We start from the raw sequence: 11,902 nt of genomic DNA, 5'->3' as shown, positions 1-11,902 counted from the left end.
CTCGCTCCCAACAACGACGCTTTCTTTACGCCTTGCTGCAAACCTGATCAGCCACTATTCGTCGGCCACACAGAATGGCCTTGAGGACACACACGATGGACGTCACCGCAACCTTAAGCTTGGGCGATCCGCTGGAACCCGCACGCAAGGCCACCGCGCAAATGCTGCAAGAGCGCGAGCGCACCTTTTCGCTGCCGCAGCCGTTCTACTCTGATGAGCGGTTGTTTGATATCGACATGCAGGAGATCTTCCAGAAAGAGTGGTTGATCGCCGGCATGACCTGCGAGATCCCCACCAAGGGCAACTACCTGACCCTGCAAGTGGGCAAGAACCCGATCATCGTGATCCGTGGCGCCGAAGGCGTGGTGCATGCGTTCCATAACGTGTGCCGCCACCGTGGCTCGCGCCTGTGCACCAGCGACAAGGGCAAGGTTGCCAAGCTGGTGTGCCACTACCACCAATGGACCTACGAGCTGGACGGGCGCCTGCTGTTCGCCGGCACCGAGATGGGCGCCGATTTCGACATGAAGCAATATGGCCTCAAGCCGGTGAATGTGAAGACCGCCGGCGGCTACATCTTCATCAGCCTGGCCGAGAACCCGCCAGCCATTGATGACTTCCTGTCGACGCTGAACCACTACATGGAACCCTACGACATGGAAAACACCAAGGTGGCGGTGCAAACCACCTTGATGGAAAAAGCCAACTGGAAGCTGGTGCTGGAAAACAACCGCGAGTGCTACCACTGCAACGCGTCGCACCCCGAGCTGTTGAAAACCCTGCTGGAATGGGACGACGTCACCGACCCGCGCGCCGATCAGGCCTTTAAAGACCACGTGGCAGCCTCCGCCGCCGCTTGGGATGCCGAGAAGATCCCTTACGCCCACGCCAGCTTCGGCCTGCGCAACCGTATCGTGCGCATGCCGCTGCTCAAGGGCACCGTGTCGATGACCCTGGACGGCAAGCAGGGCTGTGCCAAGCTGATGGGCCGTATCAAGAACCCCGACCTCGGCTCGATGCGCATCCTGCACCTGCCGCACTCCTGGAACCACTGCATGGGCGACCACATCATCGTGTTCACGGTGTGGCCGATCAGCGCCCAGGAAACCATGGTCACCACCAAGTGGCTGGTGCACAAGGACGCCGTGGAAGGCGTGGACTACGACGTGGAGCGCATGCGCCAGGTGTGGGACGCAACCAACGACCAGGACCGTCGCCTGGCCGAGGAGAACCAGCGCGGGATCAACTCCACCGCCTACCAGCCCGGCCCGTACTCCAAGACCTATGAGTTCGGCGTGGTGAACTTCGTGGACTGGTACAGCGAGCGCATGTTGAACAACCTCGGCGCAGCGCCGGCGCCTTACCTGAAAGGCGTGGCTGCACACGAATAACCGATACCCACAGCTCAAAACTGTGAGAGGGGGCTTAAGGCTTTTTGTAGGAGCGAGCAAGCTCGCTCCTACAGGAGGCGATGTACGCTTAACTGACTGGCATTAGGGCTTGCCCCTCCCCCACTTGAACCTCACACTGCTTAATATTTGATCAACTCTTTCGCAGACCACTGCCAGCCTGCCCTCCAGCCTTTACCCAACAACTTATCCACAAAGCCACCCACAGCAATTGTGGGCAACTGCGCCAGCCAACCAAAATTAATTGAAGAAAATCCGTGACTTATTCAAGTTGACGGTTCCAACGGCACATTGATCATTTATTGATCAAAACCCTAAAAGCCACGTAGAACGTGACCTGTAGCGGTACGCAAACACCTTATCCACAGAACCGCCAACAGACTTTGGGGGCAACTTCGGCAGCGCTGTGGAAAACCGCGTCAAACCTTCATATACCAAGGGTTCCAGCTATATTCCTGGGGTTTAGCGGCAATTTGATCAATAAACAACCAGACGACGGAAAGCCTCTATTCATAAGGCCTGTAGCGGATAGCAAACATCTTATCCACAGAAGCGCCAACAGACTTTGGGGGCAAGTCCGAACACCGCTTCAACCTTATCCACACAAAAAAGCACCTAAAAACCGTGACTTAGCTTGGTTGTTTTTCGTACAACGGCTTGCAGGCGTTGATTCACGGGGGTTGCGGAGACCCACGAACATCTTATCCACAGCTACGCTCACAACGTTTGTGGGTAAACGTGATCGCGAACTGGACCTGCAACGCTCACTGCGGGAAATGCGGCGTGCGATCGATGCCTACAAAGACGCCAGTGACGACGGCCGCATTGAAAAGAGCATCACCGACAACCCACAAGAGGGAGAAGATGTATTCGACGTTTCATCCCGAAGCACCCGGGAGAGCTTGAATGGAACGTCATACAGCCAATGGTGATCGAGGGTTTACCCTGATTGAGTTGCTGGTGGTCATGGCGATCATCGCCACCCTCATGACCCTGGTCACCCCGCAGTACTTCCGCCAGCACACCAAGGCCCAGGAAACCGTGCTGCGCCACAACCTGTCTTCCATTCGCCAGGCCCTGGACCAATACCGCGAGGACAACGGCGCCAATCCCGAGTCCCTGCAAGCCCTGGTGGACCGTGGCGACCTGCGCAAGATCCCCATGGACCCGCTGACCGGCAGGCGTGACACCTGGCAACTGCAACCTTCGGACGAACGAGGCCTGGGCGACGTACGCAGCGGTGCCACAGGGACCCTGGCCAACCCCAGGGTGCGGGTGCGCAACCGCGAAGAAGCCCAGGTGAACATCGGCGACAAGATCCCGGTGGTGACCACCACCACCGCCAACCAGATCACCACCTCGTCGGTGTCTTACCAGGACGTGGGGTTGCAGATCACGGTCAAGCCGAATATCAGCCTGAGCGATGAGGTGAACCTGGAGCTGAACGTGGAAATGAGCCATATCACCAAGCGTATTCCCGGCTCGGAAAACGTACCGGCCACCTTCGAACTCGGCTCACGGGCCACCAAGACCCTGCTGACCGCGCGCAACAATGAAACCCAGATCGTCTCGGGGCTGATCCGCACGGCGGACGTCGACGAGGGCTCGGGTTTGCCGTGGTTGAGCCAGATCCCGTGGATCGGCAAGAAGCTGTTCGGCACCAACCAGAATACCCAGCAGAAAACCGAGATCATCCTGCTGCTGACCCCGAGGATCGAACGCAACCTGGACCTGCCGATTGCCCAGATCAGCACCTTCCACAGCGGCACCGAGGCGCGCAGTTCGACCCAGGGCATGATCCTGCGCGACACCACCGACAAAATGATCCTCAAGCCGATTGGCGGCGACCCCACGCCGGCGCTGCCACCGCCGATGCAACAGCCGGATGCCACCTGGCAACCCCTGCCGCCACCGCTGCCGGACCTGGTGCCCAAGCCTGCGCCCGAACCTGCGCCCCAATGAAGATCCAATGTGGGAGGGGGCTTGCTCCCGATTGCAGTGTGTCAGTCTCAGTATCCTTGACTGGTCCACCGCTATCGGGGGCAAGCCCCCTCCCACATTTGTTTTGCAGTGTTGGTGGGTTAGCGCACCACACCTTCTTCGATCAGCAACTTGAGAATGGCTTGGGCGCCTTCCTCGGCGCTCACACCCTTGAGCACCTGCCCACCGCCGCCACTGGCCTTGGCCGTAGCCGCCTTCATACGGTCGGCGCCGCTCTTGGCCTTGATCACCTTGAGGCGCTTGGGCCGGGGCTTGGCCGGTTGCAGCACGGCGCCTGTGAATAACGCGTCCTGCTCGACTTCCACTTCGTGGGCCGCCAATTCACCGCGTTGTGCCGGACCGTAGGCGCTTTGCCTAGGTTTTGGCGCGGCGTTATCCACCGTCGCCAGAAACGGCAGGCGCACCTTCAAGCGCCTGCGCTGCCCACGGGGCAAGGCTTGCAGCACATGGGCTACGCCGCCGTCGATAGACTCCACCTCGGCCAGCCCGACAATCAGCGGCCAGCCCAATTGCTCGGCCAACAGGAACGGCAACATGCCCGAGCCTTCACCGGTTTCGGCCTGGCTGCCGGCAAGCACCACCTGGGCACCGGCGTCCCGCAGGTACTCGCCGAGCACCGGCAACGCATCGCTGCCCTCCGATTGTTCCAGCACGTGCAACTGTGACAGGCCCATGCCCAGGTAGCTGCGCAAGGTCGGTTCGGCGATGTTGCCGGCGTGCAGCACCTGCAACTTATCCCCAGCCATCTGCAGACCCAGTTCGACGGCGCGCGCATCCTGTTCGGCGCGGCGTGGCCGGCCAGAGGTGGGGTGGGCGCCGATGGACACCAGGCTGATTACATTCGTGGTCATGGTCATGTCCTCAAGCCGCATCGCGCTTGGCGCCATTGCGGTAGGCCTCGACCGCAGCGATCAAGGCTTGCAGAATCGCGGCGCTTTCGCCGATCACCGACAGGTCGGCACGCTTGATCATGTCGCAGCCCGGGTCGAGGTTGATCGCCACCACCTTGTCGCAGGCGCCAATGCCTTGCAGGTGCTGGATCGCCCCGGAAATCCCCACGGCCACATACACCCGCGCCGTCACCCAGGTACCACTGGCGCCGACCTGGCGATCACGGGCCATGAACCCATCGTCCACCGCCACCCGCGAGGCGCCTTCGGTGGCCCCCAATGCCGCGGCGGTCTGGTGGAACAGCGCCCAGTCCTTCACGCCGTTGCCGCCGGAGAAAATAAACTCGGCCTCGGCCATGGGAATCGCCGCCGGGTCCACCGCCACCGCACCGAGATCCTCGATACGCGGCAGGCTGCGTGCCAGGCTTGTGGATAACTCCACAGGCAACACTTCATGGCGTGTGTCGCTGACCGGATCGGCGCATTCGGCGGCGGCCAGAATCAGGCGTGGCAGCGGCCGCGCCAAGTCTTCCCGGCCCGCACCGGCGCGGCCGATGCACTCGTCGCCCTTGATCTGCCAGACGCGAGTGGCCGGCCGCTCCTTGAGGCTGGCGGCAAAGCGCCGACCCAACTCGCCGCCACCACTGCGGCTGTCGGGCAGCAACCAATGGCGCGGGTTGAATTGGTTATCCACAGCGCGCAAACCCTGCACGCGTTGCTCCGGTGAATAACCGTCGAATTCGCGGCCGTCGAGCACCAGCAGGCGATCGACACCGGCCATGGCAAACGCGCTTTCCTTGTGTTCGCCAAACACCACCGCCAGCACCGCGCCGTCGCTGCCGGCGAGTTGCCGCGCCAGGCCGAGCAGGTCGCGGTCGTGGCTGCTCAAGCGGCCACCGACCATGTCCGGCACTACGTTGATGTAGAACGCAGGCGCAGGCACCTGATGCAGCGGCAACTGCACTTCAATCGCCGCCGTACGCTTGGCCGCACCGCCCTGCTGGGCACCGCTGCGGTCGATGCGCTTGATGCCGTTGGGGCCGATAAAACCGACGCCATGCACGTTCTTGCGGATGACGCCGTTAGGCCCCATCCAGCTGTGTTGCACCGGCTGCATCGCCGCATGCAGCGGGTGCAGACGGTTGCGGGCAATCCATTCGGCCCGTGGGTCGCGGCGGATAATGTCGCTCATCAGTGCACCTCCGCAGGTTCACGCTTGTTGGGAGCTTTGGCCGGTGCGACGTCTTCCAGCAATGCATCGGCCACCAGCTCGGCGATGTCCTTGATCAACGGGCGCGGCTCAACCACACCTTCGAGCATCGCCGTGCATTGCGGGCAACCCACCGCCACCAGCTCGGCACCGGTCTCGCGGATGTCTTCCATGCGCATATCGGGGATACGTTGCTTGCCGGGAATATCGGTGATCGGCGCGCCGCCGCCACCGCCGCAGCAGCGCGAGCGGAAACCCGAGCGTTGCATCTCCTTGACCTCGATGCCCAGCGCCCGCAGCACCTGGCGCGGCGCCTCGTATTCGCCGTTGTAGCGGCCCAGGTAGCACGGGTCGTGGTAGGTCACGCTATTGCCTTTGTGCTGGCCCAGGTTCAGCGCGCCCTCGCCGATCAGCTCGGCCATGAAGGTGCTGTGGTGCTGCACGCGGTAGTTGCCGTTGAAGGCGCCGTACTCGTTTTTCAGCACATGGAAGCTGTGGGGGTCGCAGGTGACGATGCGCTTGAAGCTGTACTTGGCCAACGTCTGGATATTGCGCGTGGCGAGCATCTGAAAGGTCGCTTCATCGCCCAGGCGCCGCGCGACGTCGCCGCTGTCGCGCTCTTCCAGGCCGAGTACGGCGAAGTCGACCTTGGCCGCCTTGAGCACTTTGACGAATGCGCGCAGGGTGCGCTGATTGCGCATGTCGAAGGCGCCGTCGCCGACCCAGAACACCACGTCGACGCTGCCTTTGTCGCTGAGCAACGGCAGGTTCAAGTCCGCCGCCCAGTTCAGGCGACCGCCCGGCGCAAAGCCGCCGGGGTTGTCGGTGGCGATCAGGTTTTCCAGGACTTCGGCGCCCTTGTTCGGGGTCGCGCCTTTTTCCAGGGTGAGGTGGCGGCGCATGTCGACGATGGCGTCGACGTGCTCGATCATCATCGGGCACTCTTCCACGCAGGCGCGGCAGGTGGTGCACGACCACAGGGTCTCGGCGTCCACCAGGCCGTTGACGATCGGCTGATGCGGATTGCCGCCGTGTTCGCCAATGGCTTTGCCCGGATACGGGCTACCGGCGAACTTGGCATCGGTGCCGCCCGCCAGGCCGACCACCATGTCCTGAATGAGTTTTTTCGGGTTCAACGGCTGGCCGGCGGCGAAAGCCGGGCACGCCGCTTCGCACTTGCCGCACTGCACGCAGGCATCGAAGCCAAGCAGTTGGTTCCAGGTGAAATCCTTGGGTTTTTCCACGCCCAGGGGCGCGCTCTTGTCGCTCAGGTCCAGGGGTTTCAAACCGGTGGAACGGCCGCCGCCAAAGCGTTCGGCGCGACGGTGCCAGGCCAGGTGCAGGGCACCGGCAAAGGCGTGCTTCATCGGGCCGCCCCAGGTCATGCCGAAGAACATCTCGGACACACCCCACAGCACACCCACGCTCAGCAGCGCAGCCAGCAGCCAGCCGCCGAAGTCGGCGGGCAGGATCCCCGCCACCGGCAGCGTCACCAGGAAGAAACTCACCGAGAACGCCATCAGGCTTTTCGGCAGGCGCATCCACGGGCCTTTCGACAGGCGCGACGGCGGATTGCGCCGCCGCAGGTAAACGAAGGTGGCGCCGACAAACATCAACACCGACGCCAGCAGCAAGGCGTAGCCGAGGATGCGGTTATGCAGGCCGAAGCCGTGCACCAGGATCGCCAACAGCGCCGACAGCACAAAGCCCAGGGCCGTGGCGACGTGGGTGTTGGCGATGTATTTGTCGCGGGCGACCACGTGGTGCAGGTCGACCATGTAGCGCTTGGGCATGGCCAGCAGGCCGCCCAGCAGGTCGACCTTGGAGGCACGGCCACGGCGCCACATGTTCACGCGGCGCAGGGCGCCGAGGACGGCAAGGCCCAGGGCGGCGAATAAGAGAATAGGCAGCAAGGTGTTCAACATGGTGAAGCTCCCACAGACCGCACAGGTCTACTGTGAAACTGGCCCGAATGTGGGAGGGGGCTTGCTCCCGATGGCGGACTGTCAGTTGGTACAGTTGTCGCTGAACCACCGCTATCGGGGGCAAGCCCCCTCCCACATTTGACCGCGTTCACCTCATCAAAAGTCTTTGCACAGGCGCAGGGCGTCATAGATGGCAGCGTGGGTATTACGCTGGGCCACACAGTCACCGATACGGAACAGCAAGTACCCCTCGCCCGCCTCGCTCAAGCATGGCTGCGGCTTGATCGCGAACAGGGCTTCGACGTCGACCTGGCCCTTGTTGCGCGAACCCTCCTTGAGCCCGTAGTAGATCGCTTCGTCCGGACGCACGCCGTTCTCGACCACCACCTGATCGACCACCCGCTCCTCTTTGGCGCCGGTGTATTCGTTCTCCAGCACCGCCACCAGCTTGTCGCCCTCCCGGTAGACCTTTTCCAGCATCATGTCGCCGGTCATGATCACTTCCTTGGGGTACATGCTGCGGTAGTAGGTCGGGAACGACGTACCGCCGATCGCTACGCCCGGCTTGATGTCATCGGTGACGATTTCCACCTGGCAGCCTTTGTCGGCCAGGAAGTCCGCCACCGACATGCCGGTGAATTCGCAAATAGTGTCGTACACCAGCACGTTCTTGCCCGGTGCGACCTTGCCGTCGAGTACGTCCCAGCTGCTCACCACCAGGCCTTCGGCAGCGCCCCAGTGTTCGTTCTGCTCGATAAACGGATGCCCGCCGACCGCCAGCACCACCACGTCCGGACGCAGGTCCAGAATGGTCTCGGCATCGGCGGCCACGCCCAGGCGCAGGTCGACTTTCAAACGCGCCAGCTCCAGCTGGAACCAGCGCGTGATACCGGCGATCTGGTCGCGCTGCGGGGCCTTGGAGGCGGTGGTGATTTGCCCGCCGATAAATTCTTTCTTCTCGAACAGGGTCACGTCGTGACCACGTTCGGCGGCCACCCGCGCGGCTTCCATCCCGGCAGGGCCGGCACCGACCACCACGACTTTGCGTTTCGGCCCGGTGGACTTCTCGATGATATGCGGCACGCCCATGTACTCACGGGAGGTCGCGGCGTTCTGGATGCACAGCACGTCCAGGCCCTGGTACTGGCGGTCGATGCAATAGTTGGCGCCGACGCACTGTTTGATCTGGTCGATCTGGCCCATCTTGATCTTGGCGATCAGGTGCGGGTCGGCGATGTGCGCACGGGTCATGCCGACCATGTCCACATAGCCGCCTTCCAGGATGCGCGTGGCCTGGTTCGGGTCCTTGATGTTCTGTGCGTGCAGCACCGGGACCTTGACCACTTCCTTGATACCGGCCGCCAGGTGCAGGAACGGCTCCGGCGGATAGCTCATGTTGGGGATTACGTTGGCCAGGGTGTTGTGGGTGTCGCAACCCGAGCCGACGACGCCGATGAAATCGAGCATGCCGGTGTCGTCGTAGTACTTGGCGATCTGTTTCATGTCCTCGTGGGACAGGCCGTCCGGGTGGAACTCGTCACCGCACAGGCGCATGCCCACGCAGAAGTCGTCACCGACCTCGGCGCGCACGGCCTTCAACACTTCGAGGCCGAACTTCATGCGGCCTTCGAAGGTGCCGCCCCACTCGTCGGTACGCTTGTTGACCCGTGGGCTCCAGAACTGGTCGATCATGTGCTGGTGCACGGCGGACAGTTCCACACCGTCCAGTCCACCGGCCTTGGCACGCCGCGCGGCCTGGGCGTAGTTGCCGATCACACGCCAGATTTCTTCCGGCTCGATGGTCTTGCAGGTGGCACGGTGCACCGGCTCGCGCACGCCGGACGGCGACATCAGGGTCGGCCAGTTAAAGCCATCCCAACGGGAGCGACGGCCCATGTGGGTAATCTGGATCATGATCTTGGCGCCATGCTTATGCATGGCATCCGCCAGGTTCTGGAAGTGCGGGATGATGCGGTCGGTGGACAGGTTCACCGAGCTCCACCATTCCTGGGGGCTGTCGATGGCAACCACCGAGGAACCGCCGCAGATCGCCAGGCCGATACCGCCCTTGGCTTTTTCTTCGTAGTACTTCACATAGCGGTCGGTGGTCATGCCGCCGTCGGTGGCATACACCTCGGCGTGGGCGGTACTGAGCACGCGGTTGCGGATGGTCAGTTTGCCGATCTGGATCGGCTGGAACATTGCTTCGAAAGCCATGGCACGGTCCTCGGCTTACAACGGCTTGACGGTGAACAAGCCGTCATCGTGGCCCTCTTCGGAGCCTCCGTAGACTTGTTCGGCCACGGTGCGAATCTGGCTGCCACGGGCTTGCAGAATCTGGTCCATGGCGCCGGCAAACCAACCGGTGAACATGTAGTCGACCTTACGCCCGACCTTGCCGTACACATAGACGAAGGCCGAGTGTTCGAGCTTGACGCTGGCGGTGCCTTTATCCAGGTCGATGTCCTGGATCTTGAACAGGCCCCAGCCGCGTTGCGACAGGCGCTTCATGTAGTGCTCGAACACCGCGACGCCTTCCAGGCCGTGGCATTCGGCTTCTTTTTCACACCAGTGCCAGGCGGACTTGTAGCCGGCCTTGTAGAGGATTTCGGCGTAGGCCTCGGCGCCCAGCACTTCTTCGATGCCCATGTGGTTGTTGACGAAGAAATGGCGCGGCACGTACAGCATCGGCAGGGCGTCGGACGTCCAGACACCGGTTTCGCTGTCGACTTCAATAGGCAATTGCGGGGCGATCTTGGCCATGGAAACTTAACTCCAGAAAAATTCGTTGTGGTGTAGCCCGTGGATAGTTGGCTTATTCGCCCCAAACGTCCTTCAAGACGTTGACCCAGTTCTCGCCCATGATCTTGCGCACCACACGCTCGGGGTGGCCGCGCTTGAGCAGGGTCTCTGTCAGGTTGGGGAACTCGCCGACGGTGCGGATGCCCAGCGGGTTGATGATCTTGCCGAAGCTGGTCAGGCGGCGGGCGTAGCCCTTGTCATGGGTCAGCATTTCAAAGAAATCCTGGCCATGGCCCTGGGTGAAGTCGGTGCCGATACCGATGGCGTCTTCGCCGACGATATTCATGGTGTATTCGATGGCTTCGGCGTAGTCGTCGATGGTCGAATCGATGCCCTTGGCCAGGAACGGCGCGAACATGGTCACGCCGACAAAGCCGCCGTGGTCAGCGATGAACTTCAGCTCTTCATCGGACTTGTTGCGCGGGTGCTCTTTAAGGCCGGACGGCAGGCAGTGGGAGTAGCACACCGGTTTTTTCGATTCGAGGATGACTTCTTCGCTGGTCTTGGAGCCGACGTGGGACAGGTCGCACATGATGCCGACGCGGTTCATCTCGGCGACAATCTCGCGACCGAAGCCCGACAGGCCGCCGTCGCGCTCGTAGCAACCGGTGCCGACCAGGTTCTGGGTGTTGTAGCACATCTGCACCACACCGACGCCGAGCTGCTTGAAGATCTCGACATAGCCGAGCTGGTCTTCAAATGCATGGGCGTTCTGGAAGCCGAAGATGATGCCGGTCTTGCCCTGTTCCTTGGCCTTGCGGATGTCGGCGGTGGTTTTCACCGGGATCACCAGGTCGCTGTTCTCGCGGATCAGGGTCTGGCTGGCGACGATGTTGTTGATCGTGGCCTGGAACCCTTCCCACACCGACACGGTGCAATTCGCGGCGGTGAGGCCACCTTTGCGCATGTCCTCGAACAGGTCGCGGTTCCACTTGGCAATGATCAGCCCGTCGATAACGATGCTGTCGGCGTGCAATTCGGCTGGGCTCATCAGGCGTCCCCTTATTTTGGCGATTCATGCGCCGAATCGTCTGCCGGCGCTTTGGGGCCAGCATATGCCCAGGGGCCGACCGAGCCGGGTGCAAAAACGACAGGGGAATTGCCGAAAGCGTCAATCCACGACAAAGGCTGTTAAGAGGTGTCTGACTGGCGGCTGTTATTTGTCTTACGCTTGAGCCAGAATTCCCGCATCACCTGATATGAGACGGCGCAATGAAATCGATTTTCCTGGCTTTGGCACTCATCGCAACCGGCGTCCACGCAGCCGAAGACACCGACAGCACGCCGTGCGATGGCATCGAAAACGACAAGCAAACCCTGGAATGCGCCACCTACAACAAAACCACTGCCGAGCAATTGCTCAAGGATAATTATCAGGGTCTGCTGGAACGCATGCATTCCACCTATGGCAGCGACAAGACCAAACTCGCCGACATTACCGCTCGTCTGAAGGATGCCCAGCAGAAATGGGAAAAACTGCGTGACGCCGATTGTGCGGTGGACACCTTTCCAGCGGTGACGGGCACCAAGGCCTATGCGATTGCACAGAATGACTGTTTGGCGCGGATGAGTGATGAGCGGTCGGAGTTTTTGGAGTCGATTGGGCAGGAGTGATAACCCCCAGCCAGCGCGACCTCAACGGCCGCGCCGCCGGGAACAGGGATG

8 protein-coding genes and 2 pseudogenes are annotated in these 11,902 nt (G+C 61.8%); 4 read left to right on the top strand and 6 right to left on the bottom strand.

Translation table 11 applies throughout. The features are described 5' to 3' along the window. Positions 1–95 precede the first annotated feature (95 nt). From gbcA to BB029_RS03000, 3 genes and pseudogenes are all read left to right on the top strand, one after another. Complete coding sequence (gene gbcA / locus BB029_RS03005) at positions 96–1,391, top strand: glycine-betaine demethylase subunit GbcA (RefSeq protein WP_065938190.1); 1,296 nt, start codon at positions 96–98, stop codon at positions 1,389–1,391. A gap of 924 nt (positions 1,392–2,315) precedes the next feature. Beyond that, a pseudogene (locus BB029_RS33455) lies at positions 2,316–2,660 on the top strand (type II secretion system protein); the annotation flags it as partial. Next, positions 2,661–3,371 (top strand): annotated as a pseudogene (locus tag BB029_RS03000) (type II secretion system protein GspD); the annotation flags it as partial. A gap of 119 nt (positions 3,372–3,490) precedes the next feature. Here BB029_RS03000 and BB029_RS02995 read toward each other — a convergent pair. From BB029_RS02995 to BB029_RS02970, 6 genes are all read right to left on the bottom strand, one after another. Next, positions 3,491–4,261 carry an electron transfer flavoprotein subunit beta gene (locus BB029_RS02995; RefSeq protein WP_065938255.1) on the bottom strand — a complete coding sequence of 257 codons (771 nt, stop codon included), beginning with the start codon at positions 4,259–4,261 and terminating at the stop codon, positions 3,491–3,493. Positions 4,262–4,271: 10 nt separating this feature from the next. Beyond that, complete coding sequence (locus tag BB029_RS02990; protein ID WP_065938188.1) at positions 4,272–5,492, bottom strand: electron transfer flavoprotein subunit alpha/FixB family protein; 1,221 nt, start codon at positions 5,490–5,492, stop codon at positions 4,272–4,274. Next, on the bottom strand, positions 5,492–7,435 hold the full coding sequence (gene dgcB / locus BB029_RS02985; RefSeq protein WP_065938187.1) for a dimethylglycine demethylation protein DgcB: 1,944 nt from the start codon (positions 7,433–7,435) through the stop codon (positions 5,492–5,494). Before dgcB ends, BB029_RS02990 begins: the two co-directional genes overlap by 1 nt. A gap of 156 nt (positions 7,436–7,591) precedes the next feature. After that, a complete protein-coding gene (dgcA, locus tag BB029_RS02980) occupies positions 7,592–9,652 on the bottom strand; it encodes a dimethylglycine demethylation protein DgcA (protein WP_065938186.1) in 2,061 nt (686 codons plus the stop codon). Between the two features lie 15 nt (positions 9,653–9,667). Beyond that, the gene (locus BB029_RS02975; protein ID WP_027606002.1) at positions 9,668–10,198 is read right to left on the bottom strand and encodes a DUF5943 domain-containing protein; all 531 of its coding nucleotides are present in this window, start codon (positions 10,196–10,198) and stop codon (positions 9,668–9,670) included. Between the two features lie 52 nt (positions 10,199–10,250). Next, positions 10,251–11,228: a dipeptidase gene (locus BB029_RS02970; protein WP_010207105.1), complete on the bottom strand. Its 978-nt coding sequence runs from the start codon at positions 11,226–11,228 to the stop codon at positions 10,251–10,253. A gap of 221 nt (positions 11,229–11,449) precedes the next feature. On the opposite strand from BB029_RS02970, the gene BB029_RS02965 reads away from it, so the two are divergent. Continuing rightward, the gene (locus BB029_RS02965; protein ID WP_027606004.1) at positions 11,450–11,851 is read left to right on the top strand and encodes a lysozyme inhibitor LprI family protein; all 402 of its coding nucleotides are present in this window, start codon (positions 11,450–11,452) and stop codon (positions 11,849–11,851) included. Positions 11,852–11,902: the final 51 nt, after the last annotated feature.

Source organism: Pseudomonas sp. S3E12 (assembly GCF_001702295.1).
In the GTDB taxonomy this organism is placed as follows: domain Bacteria; phylum Pseudomonadota; class Gammaproteobacteria; order Pseudomonadales; family Pseudomonadaceae; genus Aquipseudomonas; species Aquipseudomonas marginalis.
This window is presented reverse-complemented; position numbering and strand designations above follow the sequence as displayed.